Here is a 23,008-nt window from a genome sequence, read left to right on the forward strand (position 1 = left end):
AAAGCTAACGTGGACGGCATGGCTGTTTTCTCCCCCGAGGTCGTCTCCGCGGTGCTGCACCACATGAACGACGACCACATCGAGGACAACGTGCTCATCGTGCGGGCCTTCGCCGATCGTGAGGTGCGCGACGCGTCGATGCACGACCTCGACGAGCACGGCGGCACGTGGCACTACGAGTTCGAGGGCGAGCGGGCAGAGCTGCGCATCCCCTGGCCCGGCGCCCCCCTGAGCGAGCGCGCCGACATCCGCCGCGACATCGTCGCCCTCTACGACGCGGCCTGCGAGAAGCTGGGCGTCGCGGCTCGGCCGCACTGAGTGACCCGGCCGTGCGCTCGCTGCTCCGTTCACCCAACCGCATCGTCGCGCTCGCTCTCGGTGTCGCGTTCGCCGGGTATGCCGTCTTCGCTGCGCTCACCGCCCGCCCGCTTCTGTTCGCGCTCTTCGCCATTGCGGCCACCGCGCTGGTCGTGGCCGCGCTGCTCGGCATCGCGGCGGCGCGGATCGCCAACATCGTCGCCGGAACGGCGTGGCTCGTGCTCGGGTACGCGGGGTTGTTCCTCGTCGGCACCGAATTCAACGTGCTGCGACTCGGAGCAATCGGCGAGGTCGTGCTCTTCGCGGCCGCGACCGTGCATCTGGCGGTCGGGCTCGGGGCTCGGCGGGATGTCGCCGCCCTTCCACGGCCCGAGGCCTGAACCCGCGGCTGCCTGCCACGTTCGGCGTCATCTGTCGACCCCCTGGCCCGCCCGACTTCGTCGGCGCAGGCTGGAATCTCAGAACGATCCACGAAGGAGGGTCAACCATGGGACTGGATGACAAGGCCCGCAACGCCGCGCAGGACCTCGGCGGCAAGGCCAAGGAAGCCGTCGGCGACGCGACCGACAACGAGCGGCTCGAAGCCGAGGGCAACGCCGACCAGGCCGGCGCGAACATCAAGCAGGCGGGCGAGAACGTCAAGGACGCCTTCCGCTGATTCCTCGACGCGAAAGCGCCCGCCATCCTTCCGGGGATGACGGGCGCTTTCGCTGTGGTCAGCCGATCACGGCTGGTACTGGAGGATGTACAGCCCGCTGTCGCGGTCGGAGGCCAGCACATACTGCTGACCGTCGGGGTGCTGGTACACCTCGACGCCCCAGAAGTTGTTGCCACCCTCGTCGATGAAGTGACCGACTTCCTCCAGGCCATCCGGTCCGTAGCTCACGACCCGGAACCCGGCCGCGTAGTACGAGAGGTACGCGAGGTTCTGCGTCGGGTCGGTCGCCACCTCGTGCACGGAGAGGTCGCCGAAACCGTCCGCGTAGGCGGGGTCTTGGCTCTCCGGCACGAAGTACTGGTCGATGTCGGTCATCGTCTCGGCGTCGTACAGGTGCACGTAGCCCCAGCCGTCGAAGACGGCCTTGACGTCGACATCCTGACCGGTCGCCCCGACTGCCGTGGGGATCGCGGTTCCGCCGGCGTCATCGCAGGCGTAGTCGCCCGGGAGTCCGCCCGTGAGAATCCGGAACCCGTCGGTGCGCGACACGAACACGGCGGGGATGTCGGCGGTCACGAGCATCGTCAGCAACGCCTCGCAGCCGTCGACGCCGGTGCGGTTGAAGACGATCGCGCCCTCGTATCCGGCGGCCTGGGCGTTCTGCACCTTCACGACGAAGTCGCACACGCCGCGCTCGATGACGGCGACGGATGCCGTGGCATCCGCGGGCGGGATCGCCGCGGCGTCACACCCCAGGCCCAGGAATCGGGTGCCGCCGGTAAGGCTCGAGTCGGCGTCGATGGCCGGCACGTCGGAGGCCTGCACGGCGGTGAACTCGGTGCCGTCCTCCATCGTCGCCATCACGCGGTACGGATCGAAGTCCTCATCGGTGGCGATGAAGTACTCGTCGTCGTTGGTGAACTCCGCCTGATGCCCGTTGCCTTCGGGCGTGATCGTCTCGCCGAACGACGCCCGCACGGGGTCGGCGGCGGCGAAGTCGGTGTCCGAGACGAAGACCGGGTTGGCCGGGTCGTCGACGTCGAGCTTGGCGTAGCCGCCATCCCAATACGAGACCAGCATCGTCTGAACCCCGCCGATCTCCTTGACCACCATGTCGTGCAGGAACGTCGAGTCGCCCTGTACCTCGCCGAGCGGCTGTGCCGTCTGCTCATCGAGCGAGGTCTCGGAGATCAGCACCGGCTTCGACGGGTTGGTGATGTCGAGGATGTCGATGTCGGTCTCTTCGATGTCGTCCACCAGAGCGGCATAGGCCTTGGCGCCGTCTGTCCACATGTACACGGAGTGGGCTTCGTTCGACTTCGTCTGCGCCTTACCCGCGACGCTGAAGTCGCCGAATCCTTCGACCAGCTTCTTCGGCTTGGTCGGGTCGGTGACGTCGATGAGCGTCACACCACCGACGCCCTTCGTCTCACCAGGGCAGATCTCGTTCTGATAGGCGAGCACTTCGCCGGTGAACGACGGGGTCTCGATGTGGATCACCTGCGAACCCTCGCCGCTGAACGTTCCCCGATGGCTCGGGATGAGGGTCACCAGCTCGGGTGCGGTCGGATCGGAGATGTCAACGACATAGACACCGCCGCGATCGCACTCCGGTTCCCAGTACGCCGTGAGGTAGGCGTAGTTGCCGTACGCCGAGACGTCGGCGATGCGTCCCGGCTCCTCTTCTCCTTCGAAGAGATCCAGCCTGCCGATCTCGACGACGTTCTCGCTCGACGCGGGGAGGTGGCCCTCGTCTCCGCCGTTCTGAGCGTCGTCTTGACGCGTCTCCTTGCCGGAGTCCATGACTCCGTCGTCGACGGGTTCGATGCCATCGCGCGCGAACGCGGGCGCGACGCCCAGCGTCAATGCCACCCCGACGGCTAGAGCGAGTACTCCGGATTTCCTGGCGATCATCACGATCGTGCTCCCCTCTCAACTGATCCGGCAGGCCGGATCGGCCGATTCGGGCCGGAAGCGGCATTCAAACAGAGCACGGCGGCAAACGCCAGATTCGACGACCGAGACGCAAGAATCGTGCGTGACACGCTCAATTCGGCCCTTGTTCGGGGGACAGGGAGAAAGAATTCCGCCCGTCGGGCGGGGGTGCCTGTGAGACGATGAGGGTCGCCTGACCCCGAGGAGAACCGTGTCCGTCATCCCCTTCTCCCAGGCCCTCCGGGAGCGCACGTGGACCGGCCACGGCGAGAGCGAGGGCGCCGGCTTCATGCACGACCTCATGACCGGCAAGGGCACGCGGGAGGATTACGTCGCCCTCGTCGTGCAGCACTATTTCGTCTACGAGGCGCTCGAGTCGGCTGCGAACACGTTCGTCGCGGATGCCGAGGCGCGTCCATTCCTCAGCGACCAGCTCACGCGCATGCCCGCCCTCGAAGCCGACCTTGCCTTCCTGCTCGGCGAGGACTGGCGCGACCAGATCTCGCCGCTGCCCACAACGGAGCGTTACGTCGCCCGCATCCGCGAGATCGAAGCCGACGGCTGGGTCGGCGGTTTCGTCGCCCATCACTACACCCGCTACCTCGGCGACCTTTCGGGCGGGCAGGCGATCGGCCGCCTCATGAAGCGCCATTTCGGGTTCGAGACCAACGGCATCCTGTTCTACCTCTTCGACCAGATCGCCGACCCGAAGGCGTTCAAGGAGACCTACCGCGACCGACTGGATGCCGCGGGCTGGGATGCCGAGGAACGCGAGCGGGTGATCGACGAGGTGCTCCTGGCCTACCGGTTCAACGCCGAGATGTTCGAAGACCTCAGCGCCGCCAAAGCTGCCGCCTAGCCTCGCCTCGGTGGTCGAGTAGCCCGCGAAGCGGGCGTGTCGAGACCCGGCCAGCGTCACACCCTTGTGTGTGGTCTCGACACGCGGCTTTGCCGCTACTCGACCACCGAGTCGGTCAGGCCTGGATGCCGGGGATGGGTTGCGCGGTGGACATGAACCGTTGCACGGCGGGGTCGACGATGATGTCGCTCGGGCGCAGCGGACGGGTGAGGTAGAGGCCTTCGAGTTCGGTGATGCGCGACAGCGCGACGTAGGTCTGCCCGGGCGCGAACGAGCGCGGGCCGAGGTCGATGATCGCGCGATCGTAGGTCTTGCCCTGCGACTTGTGGATGGTGACCGCCCACGCCAGCCGCAGCGGGAACTGCGTGAACTCGGCCACGACATCCTTGCGCAGCGTCTTGGTGACGGGGGAGTAGGAGTACTTGTAGCGCTCCCAGACCGCGGGTTGCACCTCGTGGCGTTCGCCGTCGACCTCGACGGTGACGGTGTCGCCGATCTTCACCACCTCGCCGATCGTGCCGTTGACCCAGCGCCGGTCGTTGCCGACGTCGTTGCGCAGGAACATCACCTGCGCCCCGACTTTGAGTTCGAGTTTCTCGTCGGCCGGGTAGGCGCGGTTGCCGAACTCGCCCGTGACCTCGGCGACCGCCGACAGCGAACGGCCGGGTAGCCGCCCGAGGCCCTGCGCATTGATGCGGTTCACCGCCGCGTTGGTCGTGGCGAGGGTGATCGCGCCATCCGTGGGTGCGGGGCGGGCGCCCACCTCGTTGAGTCGGCCCGCCATCTCGGCGGTCACCTGCCCGTGCCGCACCGCGGTGAGCAGCTGCTTGAACTCCAACTCGTGCTGTCGGTGGATGGTCGTCAGTTCGAAGATGCGCAGGTCGGCTTCGCTCCACACCTTCGCGTCGAAGAACCACATCGAGCGGTAGGTGTCGGCGAAGTACGCACGCTCGTCGTTCTCACCCGGAACGGGGGCCAACTGGTACGGGTCACCGAAGAGGATGATCTGCACTCCGCCGAACGCCTCGTGCGGGCGCTGCCGGGCCTGGCGCAGCGAACGGTCCATGGCATCCAGCAGGTCGGCGTTCACCATCGACACCTCGTCGACGACCAGGGTGTCGATCGCGCTGAGCAGCTTACGGAGCTCCGGTGGCTGATCGATGTCGTGGTCGGCGATCACCCCGATCGGCAACCGGAAGAGCGAATGGATGGTCTGCCCGCCGACGTTGAGCGCCGCCACCCCGGTCGGGGCGCAGATCGCGAGGGTGTGGGATGAATGCCACGAGAGGTACTCCAGCAGCGTCGACTTGCCCGTTCCGGCCCGACCGGTGACGAAGATGTGATCCCGCGTGTTCTCGATCGCCGCGACCACCGCCTCCTGCTCGGGCGACAGTTCGGGAAGATCCACCGGGCAACTCTAATCCGCGCGAGCCGAGCGACCCGGGCGACTTCGTAGGATGCAGGAATGCGACGCGTGGTGGTGGCCTGGGTGGTCGCGATCGCAATTCTCGTCGGGGCGGGGGCCGGGGCGGTACTCGTGCTCAACGCCACGGCATTCGGCGCGGCGGGGTTTGTGCGGGTGTACCTCGAGGCGATCGCCCGAGGGGATGCCGAGGGGGCGCTGCAGCTGCCCGGGGTCACGATCGACCCGGGCCTGCGCGACGACTTTCTCGTCGACGAGGCCCTCGCCGGCATCACGGGCCTACGCGAGATCTCGACGATCCGCACCGACGACGGCACCGAAGTCGTGACCTTCGCGTGGACGGTCGGCGCCACCGAATCGCAGTCGAGCTTCACGGTCGAACGCACCGGGTCTCGGCTGGGCCTCTTTCCGGAGTGGGCCTTCGCCGACCCCCCGATCGCCGCCCTCGAGCTCACCGTCGCGAACGACGCGCGCTTCGATCTCAACGGGGTGGCGGCATCCTCGGGCGTCGCCGCCGCCGAAGCGGTCGCGTACGCGGTGCTGGTACCGGGTGTCTACCGCGTCGACCACACCTCCACGTACCTGCGGGCCCGCGCGGTCGACCCGGTCGCCGACACCCCCGGCTCGTCGGTCGCCGCGACCCTCGAGGTGTTACCGACGGAAGCGTTCCGCGAGCAGATCACCGCGCAGGTGCACGAGCATCTCACCGAGTGCGCGACCCAGGGGGTGCTCTTTCCGACCGCGTGCCCGTTCGGCCGACCGATTCCGAACCGCGTCGTGTCGACGCCCGGGTGGTCCATCGTCGAACTCCCCGACCTCACCGTAGAACCCGGGGCCGCGTTCGGCACCTGGCTCGTGCCCCCCGCCGACGGCGTCGCGCACCTCACCGTCGACGTGCAGTCGCTGTTCGACGGCAGCATCTCGACCCTCGACGAAGACGTGCCCTTCGCGGCCAGCTACCTCGTCACGATCGGCGCTGACGACACCACGTTGTTGATCCAGCCGCAGCTCTAGCCGCGCTTCGAGCGCTGGGCGAGGCTGGACCGCCGGGAAAGCATGGCGTTGTACGCGGCGAGCTCGGCATCCCCGTCGCGGTCGGCAGCCCGATCGGAACGCTTCGCCTCGCGGGTGTCGCTGCGGTTCCACAGAATCGCCACGAGAACCGCGAGCACGACCGTCGGGATCTCGCCCACACTCCACGCGATGCCCCCCGCCGCCTGTTGATCTTCGAGCGGTGGCAACCCCCAGGTGCGGCCCATCGCGCCGTACCAGTCGGCGAGCAGCAGCCCGTGGCTCTCGACGAGCGACAGGCCGAAGAACGCGTGCAACGCCATCGTCGCCAACAGCAGGATGAGGCGTAGCGGATACGGCGGGCGCCCCGCAACCGGGTCGATGCCGACGACGGCCTGCGCGAACAGGTAGCCGGTGAGCAGGAAGTGCACGATCATCCAGGTGTGCCCGACATGCTCCTCGGTCGCCCAGCGGAAGATCGGCGTGTAGTAGAAGACCCAGAGGGATGCCGCGAAGAGCCCCCCGGCGACGAGCGGATGCGTGAGCACCGCCGCGTACCGGGAGTGCACGAGCAACAGAATCCATTCGCGTGGCCCGCGGCTCTCGTCATCCCGTTTGCGGATGGCACGTAGCGCGAGCGTGAGCGGCGCGCTCAGCACGAGCAGCACGGGGATCGCCATGCCGAGCAGCATGTGCCCGAGCATGTGCGCGCTGAACAGGTATTGCTCGTACACGTTGAGCGGGCCGCTCGTCACCCAGAGCAACGTGAGCATGCCGGTCACCCACAGCACGGTGCGCAGGACGGGCCAGCGGTCGCCGCGGCGGTGCAGCCGCCACACGCCGGCGAGGTAGAAGAAGATGCCGAACCCCACCACGAGCAGCCACAACAGGTCGAGATCCCACGCGGTGAGCCAGCGGTCCGCGGTGAACTCGGGAGGCAGCGGCTTGCCGGTGAGGATCTCCGCGGCGGTCAGGGCCGTCGGCGGCGGCGGCTCCGCAGGAACCGGGGTGGCCGTGCGGGCGAGGGCTGCCGCGACACCCGACGCGCCACCCATCACGGCGAGTTCCGACGCGACGAGCAGCCAGAACCAGCGCGGGGCAGCACCCGCGGCGATCTTCCCGACGAGAACCCGCCGCTGGAGCGCACCGAGCACGCCGAGCAGCAGGAGCGCCGCCACCTTCGCGATCACCAGGGCGCCGTACGGGGAGAGCAGGCTCGGCAGGTCGCCGATTCTGATGCTCGCGCTCACGTAGCCCGACGCCGCGACGACGACGAAACAGACGACCGCGACCGCCGAGTATCGCGGCAGCACGGCGGCGAGCCGACCGGGCGTGAGTTGAGAGCGCAAGAGCACGAGGGTGATCAGCCCGCCGAGCCAGATCGCGGCGAAGACGGTGTGCAGCCAGATCGCGGTCACCGCCGCATCGTGGGTCTCGGTGCCGGCGGCGTGACCGCCGTCTTCGGCGAGCGGTACGAGCCCCAGCACGGCCGCGACGGTGACGAACGCCAGCACGACGCGGTTGCGCACAACGAAACAGATGACCGTCAGCACGGCACCGACGAGTACCAGGATGAGCCACGCCCGACCCAGCGGTAACTGCGTCAGGAAGGTGGCGAGGGCCGGGCCGTACCCCTCGTCGAACGACAACCCGTCGCCCTGGTAGATGCTCGAGAAGGTGAGGTAGGTCGTGATCGCGCCGCCTACCGCCCAGACCCCGGCCCCGGCTGCGGCGACGTCGAGTGCCCGACCGAACTCGTCGGCCGACGGGCTCAGCGCGAACAGGGCGAGCAGCAGCGCCCCGAGCGTCGTCGCGATGCCCAGGTTCGTGACCAGCTTCGCGATCGGAAGCCCCCACAGCACGGCGGGATCGCCCCCGAGAACTCCCGGCTCGGCGCCGCCGCCCACCGCGAGCGCGGCGCTGACCGCCGCAAACGCTGCGATCAGCAGCGCGGCCGGCCCCGCGACCCAGGCGATTCGTGACACTCCCCGAGCCTACGGCGCCATCACGTTGCGCGAACGACGAAGGGCGCCGACTGCACAGTCGGCTCCCTTCGTGTGAAGCGTCGTTACTTGACGGAGGCCTTCAGCTTGCTGCCGGCGGAGATCTTGACGCCGGTGCTCGCGGCGATGTGGATCGACTCGCCGGTCGCGGGGTTGCGGCCCATGCGCGCGGCGCGCTGGGTCGGCTCGACGCTCATCCATCCGGGGATGCTGACCTTCTTGCCGTCCTTGAGAGACGACGCCAGCACGGCGAACAGTGAGTCGACGACGGTGGAGACCGCGACCTGGCTCTGGCCCGAGTCCGCGGCGATAGCGGCGACGAGGTCCGCCTTGTTGATCGAATCTGCCATTGTGTCCTCCTCGGACCTTGTGTGTTTCAGGTGGCGGCCGGAGAGAACGCCCCCGGAACCGCCTTGAAACTAACAGCAAACGTCAGCATTTCCGGGGATATCGGCGCCCGTGGCGCACATCCGCAGGAAACGCGAAGAACCCCGATCCTGGGAAGGACCGGGGTCTCGACACGCGGGCTAGGCCCGCTACTCGACCAACGAGGGGTCGGGTGTTACCAGCTCGACTTGGTGATGCCGGGCAGTTCGCCGCGGTGCGCCATGTCGCGGAACCGCACGCGGGAGATGCCGTACCGGCTGAGGACACCGCGCGGGCGGCCGTCGATGGAGTCACGGTTGCGCAGACGCACCGGCGACGCGTCGCGCGGCAGCTTCTGCAGGCCGAGGCGGGCAGCCTCGCGGCTCTCCTCGGTTCCGTTCGGGTCGACGAGCGCCTTCTTGAGTTCGAGCCGCTTGGCGGCCCACCGCTCGACGATGACGCGACGCTGGTCGTTCTTGGCGATCTTGCTCTTCTTGGCCATGGGTTACCGCTCCTCACGGAATTCGACGTGCTTGCGGATGACCGGGTCGTACTTCTTGAGCACGATGCGGTCGGGGTTGTTGCGGCGGTTCTTGCGCGTCACATAGGTGTACCCGGTGCCGGCGGTCGAACGGAGCTTGATGATGGGGCGAACGTCTTGCTGCTTGGCCATCAGATCTTCTCCCCACGGGCCAGGAGGTCCTGGACGACCGACTCGATGCCGCGTGCGTCGATCACCTTGATGCCCTTGGCGGACAACGTGAGGGTGATGGTGCGCTTGAGCGACGGCACGTAGTACTTCTTCTTCTGCACGTTCGGGTCGAAGCGGCGCTTCGTACGGCGGTGCGAGTGCGAAATGTTGTGTCCGAAACCGGGAACGGCTCCGGTCACCTGGCAGACGGCTGCCATGGTTCCTCCAAATCTGGGCAGCCACATCCGAAGACGCGATCCACCGAGCTACCGTGAAGCGATCGCTTCACCCAAGGTCACTTGTCGGCATGCCGATTCCCGATCGCTCGGGCGGCACACAAGAAGCCCCGTCTCCGGGACAACTTGTCGATACTACGTGACGGATGCCGTGCTCGGCAACGTGAGAAGCGGTCGCCGGCGTCAGGCGCAGCTTCCGATGAAGCCCAGCAGGTGCGGAGCTGCGAGAAAGTCCAACGTGCCACCGGTGAAGTTGGCGTACACCCCGATGCGGTCGTATACCCCGGCCTCCGGGTTCAGCACATCGATGCCGACCTGCGGGTGGGGCGGCTCGTAGAGCGGCATGACCTCGCCGACGGCTGCCTCGAAGGTCGCACGAGATGCGCCGATCTGCTGCGCGGCGATCGTCTCGATCCCGACCCCCGCCGTTGTCGTCGTGCCGGTGACGATCGCCTCGAAGGCGCCCACCGACCCGAGCGACCCGGGCGACCGCAACTCCAGCCCGCCGAATTCGTAGCTCGTCGCCGGCGGGCAGGGGCTGTCGACATCTCCGGGGACGGGCGTGACGACGGGCTCCTCGTCGAGCGCGCCGGCGATCTGCGCGACGGCGGCAGCGCCATCCATCTCGTAGTTCACCGACGCGAGCGTCGAGCCGTCGGTGCCGAACACGGAGAGGGCGGATGCCGTCATGACGACGACAGCGGCCGTGACCTCGACCTCCTCGGGGTCTGACGGTGACGCGCTCGAGGTCGCCGTCGGCGTCGGCGTCGTGCCCGACGAGGTTGTCGGGGCAGGCGTGGGTGTCGTCGGAACGCAAGCGGTCAACCCGACGAGGAGCATGCCCGCGATGACCGTGGCCGGGGAGAGTTTCATCGCGTTTCCCTTCAGCAATCCGCGTAGAGCAGGTAGGGGGTGTTGAAACTCACGAGGGTGCCGGAGTCGAAGCGCGCGAGCGTTCCGACCCAGTCGAATTCGGAGACCTCCGGGTTGAGGATGTCGAAGCCGAGCCAGGCGCTCGGCGGGTAGTCGCCGACGAGCACCTCGTCGCCGACCGCCGCCTCGAAAGCCGCCCGGCTCGCGCCCACCTGCTGGCCGCCGACCGTGGAGATGGGAACGCCGCTCGAGGTGGCCGCCGCGGTGACCACGATTTCCCACGGCCCGACGGTGCCGATGAAGCCTGGCGACCGCACGAGGAGACCGCTGTAGTCGTACATCGTCTGGTCGGCGTCGCATCCCGTGCCTTCGGCCTCGGTCGTGGTGATGACCGGGTCGCCCAACAGTTCGGTGAGAACCTCGATCATCGGTTCGACCTCGCCCGCATAGAGCGTGCCGAAGAGCTGGAGGCCGTCGGCGGCGTAGACCGCGACGCTTTCGCTGGTCACGACGACTCCCGCCGCGCGGATGTCGGCTTCGTCGTCGACATCCTGCTGTTGCGTCGGCGTCGCACTCGGGGTCGCGGGGTCGGCGGGACTCGGCGCGACGGTCGACGGCCCCGACGGTTGCGGGGTGGGAAGTCCTCCGGCGCCGCAGGCGGTGAGCGCGAGCAGCGCGAGGGCGGCGACGGCGGATGCAGCGGGGCGAAGGATCCTCATGTGATCACGACGCCTGAACCGGTCAGACGGGTTGACAGCGCGATGCGGTCAGTTTGTGGTGCGTGAACACCTCGGACAAAAGCCGAACACGTCGACGATGTGCTGGGGGCGGGTAAACCCGTGTTGGGCTGCCACGGACTGCGCCCAGGCCTCCACCTCATCCGCCGCGATCTCGACGGTCGTACCGCACGACCGGCAGATCAGATGGTGGTGATGGATGCCGGGAGTGCACGCGCGGTACAGGCTCTCGCCATCTTGTTGGAGGGAGTCGGCCTCGCCTTCGGTGGCGAGGTCGGCGAGTGCGCGGTAAACGGTCGCGAGCCCGACGGTCGAGCCGCCGCCCTTCAACGAGGCGTGCAGCGCCTGGGCGCTGACGAACCCCTCGGATTCGCCGAGCGCTTCGCGTACGGCCTCGCGCTGCCAGGTGTTGCGCTTCATCTCGCCCCTACCGTAGCCGCGCGTCGGGCGGTTGCGCCCCGACGCGCACCGCCGACGATCCTGCAGACCAGGTAGATCGCGAACGAGATCGTCGTGATGTACGGGCTGATCGGCAGCGATCCGCCGAGGGCGAGCAGGATGCCGCCGACGGCCGACACGAGTCCGAACGTCATGCTGAGCAGCGGCACCACGAGCGGCGACGACGACACGCGCAACGCGGCGGCGGCGGGGGTGACCAGCAGAGCGAGTACCAGCAGCGCGCCGATGATCTGCACCGACACGGCGACGGTGAGACCCAGCAGCAGCATGAACGCCAGCGAGAGCGTGCGGGTGGGCACGCCGCGGGCCCGGGCGACTTCGGGGTCGACGCTGTCGAACGCGAGCGGCCGCCAGATGATCAGCAGCACGGCGAGCACCAGCACCGAGATCCCGATCAACAGCCCGAGCTGCTCGAAGTCGACGGCGATGATCTGCCCGGTCAGCAGTCCGAACTTGTTGCCGCTGCGCCCCGGGTAGAGCGCCAGAAAGAGGATGCCGAGGCCGAGGCCGAACGGCATCAGCACGCCGATGATCGAGTTGCGATCCCGCGCGCGGGCCCCGAGCAGCCCGATCAGCGCGGCCGCGATGATCGACCCGACGAGCGAGCCCGCGACGACGTTCGCGCCGATCAGCAGAGCGCCGGCCGCACCGGCGAAGGAGAGCTCGCTGATGCCGTGCACGGCGAACGCCATATCGCGTTGCATGACGAACACGCCGATGAGCCCGCCGACGATGCCGAGGATGGCTGCCGCGATGATCGAGTTCTGCACGAGAGCGAGAAGCCGGCCGTAGTTCTCGAACGCGAACATCTGGTCCCACAGGTCATCGAAGGGGGTCATGAGTCGACCTCCTCGTGGTGGGCGTGGTCGAGCCCGCCGACGACGATGACACGGCCGCCGGAACGGATCACCTCGACCGGGGTTCCGTAGAGCTCGCTCAGCACGTCGCTGCGCAACACCTCATCGGGGGTCCCCTCACGGAACTGCCCGTTCGCGAGGTACAGCACCCGGTCGACGAGGCCGAGCACCGGGTTGACGTCGTGGGTCACGAAGACGACGGCGGTGTCGTGGTCGCGGCGGCGACGGTCGATCAGTTCGGCCACGCCGCGCTGATTCTGCAGGTCGAGGCTCAACAGCGGTTCGTCGCACAGCAGCAGAACCGGGTCGGCCGCGAGCGCCTGGGCGACTCGGAGCCGCTGCTGCTCACCACCGGAGAGCTGCCCGACGGCTCGGTCGGCGTAGCCCTCGGCGCCGACCGCCGCGATGAGTTCGTCGACCCGCACCCGGTCGACGGCCCTGCTCACCGGCAAGCCGAACCGGTGCCCGTCGACGCCCAGGGCGACGAGATCGCGGCCGCGCAGCGGCGTGCCGGCGGGCAGGATCTTCTGCTGTGGCACGTAGCCGATGCGTCGATCCCCGCCCCGGATCGGTTCGCCGAGCAGGCGGGCGCTGCCGGCATCCAGCTGTTGCATTCCGAGAATCGTGCGCAACAGGCTGGTCTTGCCCGACCCGTTCGGCCCGAGCACCGCGAGAAACTCACCGGGCGAGACCCTCAGGCCGAGGTCACGCCAGAGCGTCCGCTCGCCGAAACGGAGGGCGCCGCCCTCGATCTCGAGGACGGGACGGGCGGGCGGGGCAGACGTCACGTCAGGGCGCTGGCGACGGCCTCGAGGTTGTCCGTCATCCACGACAGGTAGTCTGCGCCATCCGGGAGCGTCTCGGTGAACGAGACCACGGGGATGCCGGCGGCTTCCGCTGCGGCGCGCACCCGTTCGGTCTCGGGGCCGGCGGTCTGCTCGTTGTAGGCGACCAGGGCCACGGCGCCGTCGGCGATGAGCTGGAGCGTGTCGTCGAGTGCCAGCGGCGGCACATCGGTGCCCTCCTCGATGGCCTCCGAGAACTCGTCCGGGGTCAGGTCGTCGAGGCCGAGCTCCGCGAGGAGGTACGCGGGCACCGGCTCGGTGACGGCGACCCCGATGCCATCCAAGTCCTCGTGAAGCTCGTGGGCCCGCGCTTCGAGAGCTTCGAGACCCGCCGCGAACTTCTGGTAGTTGGTCTCGTAGGTCGCAGCGTTGGCGGCGTCGAGTTCACCGAGGTGCTCGGCGATCTGCTGCGCGAGCGCCTCCATGGAGTGGAGCGAGTACCAGACGTGCTCATTGAAACCTTCGATGTGGTCGTGGGCGCCCTCGCCTTCCTCATCGGCGTGGTCGTCATCCTCCTCCGGGGCGGGGCCCGCGACCTCGACGGCGTCGAGCACCTCAAGGTCGTCGTTGCCCGACGCGTCGAGAAGGGTGTCGACGAACGGGTCGTAGCCCCCGCCGTTGTAGATGACGAGGTCGGCGTCGGCGATCGCGAGCTGGTCCTGCGCAGACGCCTCGTAGCTGTGCGGATCCTGCCCGGCGCTGGTGATGATGCTGGTGACATCGGCTGCGTCGCCCGCGATCTGCGTCGCGATGTCGCCGTAGACGTTTGTCGAGGCGACGATCGAGAGGCGCCCGTCGTCATCGGGGGTCGGCGTCGCGGCACAACCGACGAGGCCGACCGCGGCGAGAACGGATGCGGTGGCGAGCGCAGGCAGAGAGAGTCGGGGCACGGCGCTACGGTAGCCGCTGTTGATAACCGTTGTCAAAACGGTTCTCAATAACGGTCAGTCGAGCAGCAGCGCCGGTTCTTCGATGACCGACGCGAGGTCGGCGGTGAAGCGGCTCGCGACATCCCCGTCGACCACGCGGTGATCGAACGCGGCGGAAACCGTCGTGACCCAGGCCGGGCGCACCTCGCCGTCGATGACCCAGGGCTTCTGCTTGATCGCGCCGAGCGCGACGATGCCGACCTCGCCGGGGTTGAGGATCGGCGTGCCGGTGTCCATGCCGAACGACCCGAGGTTGGTGATCGTGATCGTGCCGCCCGCCATGTCGGCCGGGGTCGACTTGCCGTCGCGGGCGGTGATCGTGAGCTGCTCCAACCCCTGTGCCAACTCGCGCAGGCTGAGGTTCTGCGCGTCCTTCACGTTCGGCACGATGAGCCCGCGCGGGGTGGCCGCGGCGATCCCGAGGTTGACGTAATGGTGCACGATGATCTCTTTGTCGGTCCACGAGGAGTTGACCGTCGGGTTGCGGCGCACCGCCCAGATGACGGCCTTCGCCATCACCAGCAGTGGCGACACCCGGATACCGGCGAAGTCGGTCGAGTCCTTGAGCCGCTTCACGAACTCCATCGTGCGCGTCGCGTTCACGTCGGTGAACACGCTCACGTGCGGAGCGGTGAACGCGCTCGACACCATCGCCGAGGCGATCGCCTTGCGCACGCCCTTCACCGGGATGCGCTCCTCGCGCTCCTGCGGCCAGGCGGGGGTCTCGAAGTTGCGGAAGACGCTCGCCTGCTGCGCCTGCCGCACGACATCTTCGCGCACGATCTCGCCGCCGAGGCCCGTGCCGGTGACGGTCGAGATGTCGACGTCGAGGTCTTTCGCGAGCTTGCGGATCGGGGGCTTGGCGATGATCGGCATGGGCGAGCCCGTTGTGGTGGGGCGGCGGGCCGACGCCTTCGCCCCGTCGGCGGTCGCGCCCTCGACGGTCGGGGTGACCACGCCGGGTCGGCGGCGGCGCGTCGTCGCGTGCCCGCCCTTCGAGCCGTAGCCGACGAGAACGGCGCCGGGCTTCTCGGCCTCTTCGGCTTCTTCGGCCTCGGCCGACGCTTTCGGATCGGCCACCTCGCCCACGACGTCACCGTCGCTCGGAGCCTGGAGTTCGATCGTGCCCCCCGAGGAGGCGACCCGGATGATCGGCGCGCCGACCTCGACGGTCGCACCCTCCTCGAACAGCAGCTCGGTGACGGTGCCGGCGAACGGCGACGGCAGTTCGACCAGCGACTTCGCCGTCTCGATCTCGACCAGCACCTGGTTGACCGTGACGGTGTCGCCCGGCTTGACCTTCCACGAGACGATCTCGGCCTCGGTCAGGCCCTCGCCGACATCAGGGAGCGGGAATTCTTGCGCCATCGTCACTCCTAGTAGGCCAGAGCCCGGTCGACAGCTTCGAGCACGCGGTCGGCGTCGGGCAGGTAGAGGGTCTCGAGCTTCGCGGGCGGGAACGGGGTGTCGAACCCGCTGACTCGCAGCACCGGCGACTGCAACGAGTAGAACGCGCGTTCGGCGATCGTCGCGGCGATCTCGGAGCCGACGCTCACATGCCCGGGCGCCTCCTGAGCCACGACCAGTCGCCCGGTCTTCTGCACCGAGGTGAGAATCGGGTCGTAGTCGATCGGCGAGAGCGACCGCAGGTCGATGACCTCGAGGCTCGTGCCCTCCTCGGCGGCGATCTCGGCGGCTTGGAGCAACACCGCGACCATCGCGCCGTGGCCGACGAGGGTCGCGTCGGTTCCGGTACGAACGAGTCGGCTCGCGTGCAACGGCATCTCGGATGCCGCCCGGTCGACGTCGCCCTTGGGCCAGTAGCGGCTCTTCGGTTCGAAGAACAACACCGGGTCGTCGCTGTCGATCGCCTGCTGGATCATCCAATAGGCGTCGTGCGGGGTAGCCGGGCTGACGACGCGTAAGCCGGGCGTGTGGGCGAAATACGCTTCAGGGCTCTCCTGGTGGTGCTCGACGGCGCCGATGTGCCCGCCGTAGGGCACGCGGATGACGACCGGGAAGCGCTGGTTGCCCTCGTTGCGGGCCGTCAGCTTCGCGAGCTGCGACGTGATCTGGTCGAAGCCCGGGTAGATGAACCCGTCGAACTGGATCTCGCACACCGGCCGGAAGCCGCGCAGCGCGAGGCCGATCGCGGTGCCGATGATCCCCGACTCGGCGAGCGGGGTGTCGAGCACGCGGTTCTCGCCGAACTCCTCCTTGAGGCCCTCCGTGACCCGGAACACGCCGCCGAGCGTGCCGATGTCTTCGCCCATCAGCAGCACCTTGTGGTTCGCGGCGAGCGCGGCGCGCAGCCCGTCGTTGAGCGCCTTCGCCATGGTGAGCGTCTCAGCCATGATCGGTCACCTCATCCAGCGACGCCTCGTAGGCGGCAAGCCACGCGCGCTGCTCGTCCATCAGCGGATGCGGATCCGAGTACACGGCGAACATCTTGTCGGTCGGCGGCACCCCGAGCGTCTGAGTGCGAGCGCGGATGTCGGCCGCCAGGTCTTCGGCTTCGGTCGCGACCTCGGCGAAGAACTCCTCGCTCTCGCCCTTCGCCCGCAGGAACGTCTCGAAGCGCGCGATCGGGTCGCGCTCGCTCCAGAACTGCACATCGTCGTGCTCGCGGTACTTCGTCGGGTCGTCGCTCGTGGTGTGCGCACCCATGCGGTAGGTGAGCGCCTCGATGAACTGCGGGCCGCCGCCGGCCCGGGCCGCGTCGAGCATCGTCGCGCTCACCGCATACGACGCGAGCACGTCGTTGCCGTCGATCTGCACCGACGGGATGCCGAAGCCGGTACCGCGCAGATAGAGCGGCGTGCGCGACTGGCGCTCCACGGGCACCGAGATCGCCCAGTGATTGTTCTGCAGGAAGAACAGGATGGGCGCCTGGTAGCTCGCGGCGAAGACGAACGCTTCGCTCACGTCGCCCTGGCTGGTCGCTCCGTCGCCGAAGTACGCGACGACCGCGGCATCCTTATCGGGGTCGCCGGTGGCGGTCCCGCCGTCGAGGGTGAGGCCCATCGCGTACCCGGTCGCGTGCAGCGACTGCGAGCCGATCACGAGGGTGTAGAGGTGGAAGTTGCCGGTCTGCGCCGGGTCCCAGCCGCCATGGCTGAGCCCGCGCAACAGTTCGATGATGCGCATCGGGTCCAGGCCACGGATGCGTCCGACCGCGTGCTCCCGGTAAGCCGGGAAGATGTGGTCCTGCGCGCGGGCGGCGTATCCCGAGCCGACCTGGGCGCCCTCCTGCCCGAGGCTCGGAATCCAGAGCGCGAGCTGCCCCTGACGCTGCAGGTTGCCCGCCTCGATGTCGAAGCGACGGGTGACCACCATCTGGCGATGGAAGTCGCGCAACTGCGCTTCGCTCAGCGCGGCGACGGTGGGCAGGTAGGGAGCCGTGGCATCCGACTCGACCAGAGAGCCGTCCGGCGAGAGCAACTGGATCGTCGCCTCGGTGTAGGACATGGTGCCTACCCTAACCGGGCGTTTTCGACGGCTCCCGGGAGGGTCTGCACAACCCGCGCCGCCGAAGCTAGGAGCCTGTCGACAGAGGCTTCTTCGCCGATCGAGATGCGGATTCCCTCGCCTGCGAAGACCCGGCCGATGATGCCGTCCTCTTCGAGCAGCGCCGCGACCGCCGCCGTGTCGTCGCCCGCGGCGAACCAGACGAAGTTGCCGTGCGGTTCGGGAACCGTCCAGCCGGCGGCGGTGAGGCCCTCGAACACCCGAGCGCGTCGCTCGATGAGCTCGTCGACGCCCTCGCGTAGCTCGGCTTCGACCTCGAGTGCGGCCAGGGCGGCCCGCTGAGCCGGTTCGGTGACCGCGAGCGGAATGGCGGCGCTGCGTGCGGCATCCAGAATGTAGGCGGGGCCGACCGCCCAGCCGATGCGCAGCCCCGCGAGCCCGAACGCCTTCGAGAACGTGCGCAGCACCACGAGGTTCGCGTAGTTCTGCAGCTCGGTGAATCCGTTGACCGCGTGCGGGTCGGTGACGAACTCGAAGTACGCCTCGTCGAGGACCACGAGCACCGTGGGGGGCACCTTGGCCATGAACGCCGCGAACTCGGCGGCGGTGACGAGCGTGCTCGTCGGGTTGTTGGGCGTGCAGACGAGGATGACCCGGGTGCGGTCGGTGATCGCCGCCGCCATCGCACCGAGATCGTGCCGACCGCCCGGCAGGTTGGGAACCTGAACGCTCGTCGCACCCGCGACGGTGACGAGAAGCGGATACGCCTCGAACGACCGCCACGGATAGACGACCTCGTCGCCGGGGCCCGCCGCGGCCTGAACGAGCTGAGCGAGGATCGACACGGATCCGGCCCCTGCGTGCACCTCATCGACCGGCACCCCGGCGCGCTCGGCGAGTCGGGTGCGTAGCGCCGTCGCCGCCCCGTCGGGGTAGCGGTTGAGGCTCGACTCGGCGATCGCGGCAAGGATCGCCGGGTGCGGCGGGCGTGGATTCTCGTTGCTCGACAGCTTGAACGCCTCGGCGGCGGCGGCCCGACCTTGACGGTAGGGCGGGAGCGCGGCGATCTCCGCGCGGAGGGTCACAGCCATGCGCACCAGCCTAGGGTCGCGGCGCCCGCCTCTCATGCATGAGGATGGGGGCATGGGTCGTCTCATCCTCCGCCTTCTCATCAACGCCCTCGCCCTGTGGCTGACGGTGCTCATCCTCAGCCCCAACGTCGCGGTGCGGCCGTACAACGACCCCGAGCCGGGCGCGAGCGTCGAGCTGGTGGTGACCTACCTGCTCGTCGCGCTCATCTTCGGTCTCGTGAACGGCATCATCGGCGGCATCATCCGCGTCGTCGCGTTCCCCCTCTACGTGCTCACCCTGGGCCTCATCTCGCTGATCGTGAACGGCCTGCTCTTTCTGCTCGTCGCGTGGATCAGCGGCCTGCTCGGGTTCGGCCTCGAGGTGCCCGGCGGCTTCTGGTGGGGGGTGCTCGGTGCGATCGTGCTCGGCGTCATCAGCTGGCTGATCGGAATCATCCTGCGCCCGTTCGTGAAGACGCAGACCCGCCGCCGCTAACCCGACTCCGAATCCGGGCGACTCACTCCCGGGTGGCACGGAAGGTCATCACGGTGGCCTGCCCGCCGGGACGGTCGAGGTAGTCGGTTGCGAAGGTGTCGAGGGCGTCGATCTGTTCGCGGATCGCGCCGGACTCGGCGTCGTCGATGGCTGCGGCCGTCGCCTCGTAGCCGCTGCGTTGGTGCGCCGGGGCCGCCTCGATCGTGGGGATGTCGACGCCCTCCCGAAATGCCCGGCGCTCGACTTGCATCAGATCGTGTTCAAGCTGCGGGCCGGCGAGCGCCGGCACGAGATCGTCGGTGTTGCGAATCGCCATGCCCGCAATGCCCGTCGGCAACGGGATGTTGCCGGCCGGCGCCCCGTGCGTCTCGAGGCCGACGACGTTCCAGTCGCCGGAAGCCGCCACCATCGTCGCCACGAGGCCGCCCTGCGAGAAACCCGTGAGCACCACCTCGTCGCCCGGTCGGATGCCCGCTTCAGCCATCGCGAGTTCGACGGCCCGGAACGATCCCGCCTGAAGCCCGGCGACCCCGTAGGTGTTGCTCGTCAGGTCCCACGGCTCGCCGTCGGTGTAGGGCGAGAAGGTCTCGGTCGGCCCGACGTAGACCGTGAAGCGCGGCGGCATCCCGTCGGCCTCGTACTTCTCGATGCGCACCTGGTTCACCTCGGGGATGCGGTCGAACCGCTCACGCACCCCCGTCGGTGCGTCCGTCACGGGGTGGGTCGACACCCGGTCGACCGCGACGGATGTCTCGCGGAACATGCCGAGCATCGCCCCGAGCGCGGCGACCGTCATGGCGCCCGCCGCGACTCCGCCGTCGCGCCCCAGGTCGAAGCCCGGCAGCGCGACGAGCCACGGCGGCACCCCCATTCCGCCGAGTACCGCGTCATCGATGCTCGTGGCGACGAGCGAGACGAAGCGCACGAACTCGGGGCTCGTGATCAGTTCGGGATGGGCGATCATGAAGTCGCGCACGGTGCCGAGCTTGCCGTCCGGTCCATCGGGAATCGCCGCCCAGCCGATGAGCGCCCCCGCGATGAGCACGTGCGGCTGGAACAGGATCATGCGCATCAGGTATCCGAACGCGGCGGGACCGACGACCGCCGCGATCATCGCCGCGAGGTCGCGCTGGGCCTGTTCGATCGCGGACTCGAGCCGGGTGTAATTCTCGGCCATGCGGCCGAACGCGTCCCGGGCGCGCTCGCAGCGGTCCCGCAACCGCTCCAGGCGGGGGGTGATCCCGGTGATCGGCAGCCCGTCGGCGATCGCGTCGGCCGCGATCACCCGCCGGATGTCGATGAGCAGCGCGGCCTCGAGCGCCCGCAGCCGATCGACCGAGGCGAGCATCGCATCCGTCGACACCACCACCGTGCCCGCCGGCGTGATGAGCAACTGACCGCCGAGGTCGTCGGGCTCGCTCATGACAGCGTGGCGATATTGAAACGCAGCGTGCGCACGACGTCGTCGGCCTCTTCGGCGGCCGCGCGCAGCCCGGTACGCAGGTCGACCAGGAAGGCGGCCGCCGCCTCGGCCGCCGGTCCGCGCCATTCGTCGGAGACCAGCGGGTTCGCATCGGTGGCGGTCGTCTGCAGGTGCTCGACGACGGGGGTGAGCAACGCGAGTTGCCGCTCCAGGCCGACTCGGATCGCGACGGGGTCGACGGGGACGGGACTCATGCCGCCATCCTCGGTCGGCCTCGGGCGTGGCCCGACCGAACGGCCGCGGCATCCGCACACCGCTTTTCGTGAGGGGCTGTGGAGGACGCCCCGGAGCGGGGATGATGGGCGCATGGCACGTGTCCCCGCCGACCCGGGGCCGGTCTTCCGCATCTGCTTCGTCTGCACCGGCAACATCTGCCGGTCGCCGATGGCCGAGGCGGTCTTCCGGCGGCTCATTGCGGCGGGCGGATACGAGTCGCGGCTCGAGGTGAGCTCCGCGGCGACGGGCGACTGGCACGTCGGCGAACGCGCCGATGCCCGCACGATCACCGCCCTCGCCTCGCGCGGCTACGACGCCACCGGTCACCGGGCACGCCAGTTCGACCCCGCCTGGTTCGCAGCGCTCGATCTCGTGATCGTCTTCGACCGCGGCCAGGAACGCACTCTGCGAGAATGGGCAGGCGACGAGCATTCCGGCGCGAAAGTGCAGATGTTGCTGTCGTTCGACGAGTCGAGCGCGGGAGCGGATGTGCCCGATCCGTACTATTCCGACGCCGCGCTCTTCGACTCCGTGCTCGCCACCATCGAACGCGCGAGCGTCGCGCTGTTCCGCCAGCTAGAACCGGTCCTCCGACAGGGAGTCTCATGAGCCCGCTGCCTCCGCAACCGTTGAGCCCCCTCGACGGTCGCTACCGCACGATCGTCGAAGAACTCGGCGAGCACCTCTCCGAGGCGGGGCTCAACCGCGCCCGGGTGCGGGTCGAGGTGGAGTGGCTGATCTTCTTGGCCGAGCGCGAGATGTTCGGCGCCGCGCCCCTTGAGGCGGAACACGTGCGCGCGCTGCGGCTCTTCGCCTCCGAGTTCGGCGCCGACGAGATCGACGAGCTGGCCCGACTCGAGGCCACCACCCGGCACGACGTCAAGGCCGTCGAGTATCTGGTGCGCCGCCGTCTCAGCGACCTCGGGCTGAACCAGGTCGCCGAACTCGTGCACTTCGCCTGCACGAGCGAAGACGTCAACAACCTCTCCTACGCCCTCACCGTGCGCGCGGCGGTGACCGGGGTCTGGCTGCCGAAGCTGCGGGATGTCGTGGCCCGGTTGCGTGACTTCGCGGTCGCCGAGCGCGCCACTCCGATGCTCGCCCGCACCCACGGTCAGCCGGCGACGCCGACCACCTTCGGCAAGGAGATCGCCGTCTTCGTGCATCGCCTGGAGCGGCAGATCGCCCGCATCGAAGGCACCGAGTACCTCGCGAAGTTCAGCGGCGCCACCGGCACGTTCTCGGCGCACCTTGCCGCCGACCCCGGCGCCGATTGGCCGGCGCTGTCGCGGGAGTTCGTCACCTCGCTCGGCCTCGAGTGGAACCCGCTCACCACGCAGATCGAATCCCACGACTGGCAAGCCGAGCTGTACACCGCGATCGCGCACGCCGGTCGCATCCTGCACAACCTCTGCACTGACGTCTGGACCTACATCTCGATCGGCTATCTCGCGCAGATCCCGCAGGCGGGGGCGACGGGGTCGTCGACGATGCCGCACAAGGTCAACCCCATCCGCTTCGAGAACGCCGAGGCGAATCTCGAGCTGTCGGCGGCGCTGCTCGACTCGTTGGCGTCGACCCTGGTGACAAGCCGCCTGCAGCGCGACCTCACCGACTCGACGACGCAGCGCAACATCGGCGTCGCGCTCGGCCACTCGCTGCTCGCGCTCGACAACATTCGCCGCGGCCTCGACGAGGTGTCGGTCGCGCACGGCGTGCTCGCCGCCGACCTCGACACCAACTGGGAGGTGCTCGCGGAAGCCATCCAGACGGTGATCCGCGCCGAGGTCAGCGCGGGACGCTCCTCGATCGCCGACCCGTACGCCCTGCTCAAGGAGCTCACTCGCGGGCGTCGCGTGACGGGAGACGACCTGCGCGCCTTCGTCGAGACGCTCGACATCGGTGCCGACGCGAAGTCACGGCTCTTAGCGCTCACCCCCGCGGGCTACACCGGCCTGGCCGACGACCTCGTCGACGGCATCTCTCCGGCCTGACGCGGCGAGCTCCGTCCATCCGCGATTTTTCGTCGGGGTGAACGCGCGATCCGCGCGAAAAGTCGCGGATGGACTTTCCCT

Annotated in this window: 27 protein-coding genes; 8 read left to right on the forward strand and 19 right to left on the reverse strand. The window is 68.7% G+C overall.

Going from position 1 to position 23,008, the window contains the following annotated elements; all coding sequences use genetic code 11:
* Window positions 1-18 precede the first annotated feature (18 nt).
* From WBL06_RS04225 to WBL06_RS04235, 3 genes are all read left to right on the forward strand, one after another.
* Window positions 19-318 carry a DUF2470 domain-containing protein gene (locus WBL06_RS04225; RefSeq protein WP_424454728.1) on the forward strand — a complete coding sequence of 100 codons (300 nt, stop codon included), beginning with the start codon at window positions 19-21 and terminating at the stop codon, window positions 316-318.
* An 11-nt stretch (window positions 319-329) separates the two neighbouring features.
* Window positions 330-698, forward strand: a complete 369-nt coding sequence (locus WBL06_RS04230) for a DUF4383 domain-containing protein (RefSeq protein ID WP_424454729.1) — start codon at window positions 330-332, stop codon at window positions 696-698.
* Between the two features lie 107 nt (window positions 699-805).
* On the forward strand, window positions 806-976 hold the full coding sequence (locus WBL06_RS04235) for a CsbD family protein (RefSeq protein ID WP_424454730.1): 171 nt from the start codon (window positions 806-808) through the stop codon (window positions 974-976).
* Between the two features lie 66 nt (window positions 977-1,042).
* Here WBL06_RS04235 and WBL06_RS04240 read toward each other — a convergent pair whose 3' ends face one another.
* Window positions 1,043-2,848 carry a PA domain-containing protein gene (locus WBL06_RS04240; RefSeq protein ID WP_424454731.1) on the reverse strand — a complete coding sequence of 602 codons (1,806 nt, stop codon included), beginning with the start codon at window positions 2,846-2,848 and terminating at the stop codon, window positions 1,043-1,045.
* Between the two features lie 274 nt (window positions 2,849-3,122).
* On the opposite strand from WBL06_RS04240, the gene WBL06_RS04245 reads away from it, so the two are divergent.
* The gene (locus WBL06_RS04245; RefSeq protein ID WP_424454732.1) at window positions 3,123-3,770 is read left to right on the forward strand and encodes a heme oxygenase (biliverdin-producing); all 648 of its coding nucleotides are present in this window, start codon (window positions 3,123-3,125) and stop codon (window positions 3,768-3,770) included.
* Window positions 3,771-3,885: 115 nt separating this feature from the next.
* On the opposite strand, the gene WBL06_RS04250 is transcribed toward WBL06_RS04245, so the two are convergent.
* Entirely contained in the window at window positions 3,886-5,178 is a 1,293-nt protein-coding gene (locus WBL06_RS04250; protein ID WP_424454733.1) for an ATP-dependent DNA helicase, read from the reverse strand.
* Between the two features lie 57 nt (window positions 5,179-5,235).
* On the opposite strand from WBL06_RS04250, the gene WBL06_RS04255 reads away from it, so the two are divergent.
* On the forward strand, window positions 5,236-6,207 hold the full coding sequence (locus WBL06_RS04255) for a hypothetical protein (protein ID WP_424454734.1): 972 nt from the start codon (window positions 5,236-5,238) through the stop codon (window positions 6,205-6,207).
* On the opposite strand, the gene WBL06_RS04260 is transcribed toward WBL06_RS04255, so the two are convergent.
* From WBL06_RS04260 to WBL06_RS04330, 15 genes are all read right to left on the reverse strand, one after another.
* Window positions 6,204-8,189, reverse strand: coding sequence for a cytochrome c oxidase assembly protein (locus WBL06_RS04260; RefSeq protein WP_424454735.1), 1,986 nt, complete (start codon window positions 8,187-8,189; stop codon window positions 6,204-6,206). The two genes, WBL06_RS04255 and WBL06_RS04260, sit on opposite strands and share 4 nt — an antisense overlap.
* Window positions 8,190-8,272: 83 nt before the next feature.
* On the reverse strand, window positions 8,273-8,557 hold the full coding sequence (locus WBL06_RS04265; RefSeq protein ID WP_424454736.1) for an HU family DNA-binding protein: 285 nt from the start codon (window positions 8,555-8,557) through the stop codon (window positions 8,273-8,275).
* A gap of 212 nt (window positions 8,558-8,769) precedes the next feature.
* Window positions 8,770-9,075, reverse strand: a complete 306-nt coding sequence (gene rpsN, locus WBL06_RS04270; RefSeq protein ID WP_309711748.1) for a 30S ribosomal protein S14 — start codon at window positions 9,073-9,075, stop codon at window positions 8,770-8,772.
* Between the two features lie 3 nt (window positions 9,076-9,078).
* On the reverse strand, window positions 9,079-9,246 hold the full coding sequence (gene rpmG / locus WBL06_RS04275; RefSeq protein ID WP_210479966.1) for a 50S ribosomal protein L33: 168 nt from the start codon (window positions 9,244-9,246) through the stop codon (window positions 9,079-9,081).
* On the reverse strand, window positions 9,246-9,482 hold the full coding sequence (rpmB, locus tag WBL06_RS04280; RefSeq protein WP_424454737.1) for a 50S ribosomal protein L28: 237 nt from the start codon (window positions 9,480-9,482) through the stop codon (window positions 9,246-9,248). Before rpmB ends, rpmG begins: the two co-directional genes overlap by 1 nt.
* A gap of 201 nt (window positions 9,483-9,683) precedes the next feature.
* Window positions 9,684-10,373 carry a hypothetical protein gene (locus WBL06_RS04285; RefSeq protein ID WP_424454738.1) on the reverse strand — a complete coding sequence of 230 codons (690 nt, stop codon included), beginning with the start codon at window positions 10,371-10,373 and terminating at the stop codon, window positions 9,684-9,686.
* 11 nt (window positions 10,374-10,384) lie between these two features.
* On the reverse strand, window positions 10,385-11,092 hold the full coding sequence (locus tag WBL06_RS04290) for a hypothetical protein (RefSeq protein WP_424454739.1): 708 nt from the start codon (window positions 11,090-11,092) through the stop codon (window positions 10,385-10,387).
* A gap of 48 nt (window positions 11,093-11,140) precedes the next feature.
* Entirely contained in the window at window positions 11,141-11,530 is a 390-nt protein-coding gene (locus WBL06_RS04295) for a Fur family transcriptional regulator (protein ID WP_424454740.1), read from the reverse strand.
* Window positions 11,527-12,408, reverse strand: a complete 882-nt coding sequence (locus WBL06_RS04300; protein ID WP_424454741.1) for a metal ABC transporter permease — start codon at window positions 12,406-12,408, stop codon at window positions 11,527-11,529. The genes WBL06_RS04295 and WBL06_RS04300 overlap by 4 nt, the downstream gene beginning before the upstream one ends.
* Complete coding sequence (locus tag WBL06_RS04305; protein WP_424454742.1) at window positions 12,405-13,214, reverse strand: metal ABC transporter ATP-binding protein; 810 nt, start codon at window positions 13,212-13,214, stop codon at window positions 12,405-12,407. Before WBL06_RS04305 ends, WBL06_RS04300 begins: the two co-directional genes overlap by 4 nt.
* Complete coding sequence (locus WBL06_RS04310; protein WP_424454743.1) at window positions 13,211-14,161, reverse strand: metal ABC transporter substrate-binding protein; 951 nt, start codon at window positions 14,159-14,161, stop codon at window positions 13,211-13,213. Before WBL06_RS04310 ends, WBL06_RS04305 begins: the two co-directional genes overlap by 4 nt.
* Window positions 14,162-14,215: 54 nt before the next feature.
* A complete protein-coding gene (locus tag WBL06_RS04315) occupies window positions 14,216-15,568 on the reverse strand; it encodes a dihydrolipoamide acetyltransferase family protein (RefSeq protein ID WP_424454744.1) in 1,353 nt (450 codons plus the stop codon).
* Between the two features lie 8 nt (window positions 15,569-15,576).
* Window positions 15,577-16,554: an alpha-ketoacid dehydrogenase subunit beta gene (locus tag WBL06_RS04320; protein WP_424454745.1), complete on the reverse strand. Its 978-nt coding sequence runs from the start codon at window positions 16,552-16,554 to the stop codon at window positions 15,577-15,579.
* Window positions 16,547-17,668 (reverse strand): thiamine pyrophosphate-dependent dehydrogenase E1 component subunit alpha, encoded by a 1,122-nt coding sequence (locus tag WBL06_RS04325; RefSeq protein WP_424454746.1) that lies wholly within the window; start codon window positions 17,666-17,668, stop codon window positions 16,547-16,549. The genes WBL06_RS04320 and WBL06_RS04325 overlap by 8 nt, the downstream gene beginning before the upstream one ends.
* A 5-nt stretch (window positions 17,669-17,673) precedes the next feature.
* Window positions 17,674-18,759 (reverse strand): histidinol-phosphate transaminase, encoded by a 1,086-nt coding sequence (locus tag WBL06_RS04330; RefSeq protein ID WP_424454747.1) that lies wholly within the window; start codon window positions 18,757-18,759, stop codon window positions 17,674-17,676.
* 52 nt (window positions 18,760-18,811) lie between these two features.
* On the opposite strand from WBL06_RS04330, the gene WBL06_RS04335 reads away from it, so the two are divergent.
* A complete protein-coding gene (locus WBL06_RS04335; protein WP_424454748.1) occupies window positions 18,812-19,234 on the forward strand; it encodes a phage holin family protein in 423 nt (140 codons plus the stop codon).
* Between the two features lie 22 nt (window positions 19,235-19,256).
* Here the strand turns inward: WBL06_RS04335 and WBL06_RS04340 are convergent, their stop codons facing one another.
* The gene (locus WBL06_RS04340; RefSeq protein WP_424454749.1) at window positions 19,257-20,657 is read right to left on the reverse strand and encodes a hypothetical protein; all 1,401 of its coding nucleotides are present in this window, start codon (window positions 20,655-20,657) and stop codon (window positions 19,257-19,259) included.
* Complete coding sequence (locus WBL06_RS04345; protein WP_424454750.1) at window positions 20,654-20,911, reverse strand: hypothetical protein; 258 nt, start codon at window positions 20,909-20,911, stop codon at window positions 20,654-20,656. Before WBL06_RS04345 ends, WBL06_RS04340 begins: the two co-directional genes overlap by 4 nt.
* Before the next feature lie 112 nt (window positions 20,912-21,023).
* Here WBL06_RS04345 and WBL06_RS04350 point away from each other — a divergent pair, with 112 nt between their 5' ends.
* Window positions 21,024-21,542 carry a low molecular weight protein-tyrosine-phosphatase gene (locus tag WBL06_RS04350; RefSeq protein WP_424454751.1) on the forward strand — a complete coding sequence of 173 codons (519 nt, stop codon included), beginning with the start codon at window positions 21,024-21,026 and terminating at the stop codon, window positions 21,540-21,542.
* A complete protein-coding gene (gene purB / locus WBL06_RS04355) occupies window positions 21,539-22,927 on the forward strand; it encodes an adenylosuccinate lyase (RefSeq protein ID WP_424454752.1) in 1,389 nt (462 codons plus the stop codon). Before WBL06_RS04350 ends, purB begins: the two co-directional genes overlap by 4 nt.
* Window positions 22,928-23,008 lie beyond the last annotated feature (81 nt).

This window comes from Pseudolysinimonas sp. (assembly GCF_049651805.1).
Taxonomy (GTDB): domain Bacteria; phylum Actinomycetota; class Actinomycetes; order Actinomycetales; family Microbacteriaceae; genus Pseudolysinimonas_A.

Coding starts and splice junctions, on each gene's coding strand:
- WBL06_RS04295 (WP_424454740.1), bottom strand. CDS start 11,530: ATGAAGCGCAACACCTGGCAGCGCGAGGCCGTACGCGAAGCGCTCGGC.
- WBL06_RS04350 (WP_424454751.1), top strand. CDS start 21,024: ATGGCACGTGTCCCCGCCGACCCGGGGCCGGTCTTCCGCATCTGCTTC.
- WBL06_RS04285 (WP_424454738.1), bottom strand. CDS start 10,373: ATGAAACTCTCCCCGGCCACGGTCATCGCGGGCATGCTCCTCGTCGGG.
- WBL06_RS04235 (WP_424454730.1), top strand. CDS start 806: ATGGGACTGGATGACAAGGCCCGCAACGCCGCGCAGGACCTCGGCGGC.
- purB (WP_424454752.1), top strand. CDS start 21,539: ATGAGCCCGCTGCCTCCGCAACCGTTGAGCCCCCTCGACGGTCGCTAC.
- WBL06_RS04325 (WP_424454746.1), bottom strand. CDS start 17,668: ATGTCCTACACCGAGGCGACGATCCAGTTGCTCTCGCCGGACGGCTCT.
- WBL06_RS04265 (WP_424454736.1), bottom strand. CDS start 8,557: ATGGCAGATTCGATCAACAAGGCGGACCTCGTCGCCGCTATCGCCGCG.
- WBL06_RS04330 (WP_424454747.1), bottom strand. CDS start 18,759: ATGGCTGTGACCCTCCGCGCGGAGATCGCCGCGCTCCCGCCCTACCGT.
- rpmG (WP_210479966.1), bottom strand. CDS start 9,246: ATGGCCAAGCAGCAAGACGTTCGCCCCATCATCAAGCTCCGTTCGACC.
- WBL06_RS04225 (WP_424454728.1), top strand. CDS start 19: ATGGCTGTTTTCTCCCCCGAGGTCGTCTCCGCGGTGCTGCACCACATG.
- rpmB (WP_424454737.1), bottom strand. CDS start 9,482: ATGGCAGCCGTCTGCCAGGTGACCGGAGCCGTTCCCGGTTTCGGACAC.
- WBL06_RS04255 (WP_424454734.1), top strand. CDS start 5,236: ATGCGACGCGTGGTGGTGGCCTGGGTGGTCGCGATCGCAATTCTCGTC.
- WBL06_RS04335 (WP_424454748.1), top strand. CDS start 18,812: ATGGGTCGTCTCATCCTCCGCCTTCTCATCAACGCCCTCGCCCTGTGG.
- WBL06_RS04345 (WP_424454750.1), bottom strand. CDS start 20,911: ATGAGTCCCGTCCCCGTCGACCCCGTCGCGATCCGAGTCGGCCTGGAG.
- WBL06_RS04315 (WP_424454744.1), bottom strand. CDS start 15,568: ATGGCGCAAGAATTCCCGCTCCCTGATGTCGGCGAGGGCCTGACCGAG.
- WBL06_RS04340 (WP_424454749.1), bottom strand. CDS start 20,657: ATGAGCGAGCCCGACGACCTCGGCGGTCAGTTGCTCATCACGCCGGCG.
- rpsN (WP_309711748.1), bottom strand. CDS start 9,075: ATGGCCAAGAAGAGCAAGATCGCCAAGAACGACCAGCGTCGCGTCATC.
- WBL06_RS04290 (WP_424454739.1), bottom strand. CDS start 11,092: ATGAGGATCCTTCGCCCCGCTGCATCCGCCGTCGCCGCCCTCGCGCTG.
- WBL06_RS04320 (WP_424454745.1), bottom strand. CDS start 16,554: ATGGCTGAGACGCTCACCATGGCGAAGGCGCTCAACGACGGGCTGCGC.
- WBL06_RS04300 (WP_424454741.1), bottom strand. CDS start 12,408: ATGACCCCCTTCGATGACCTGTGGGACCAGATGTTCGCGTTCGAGAAC.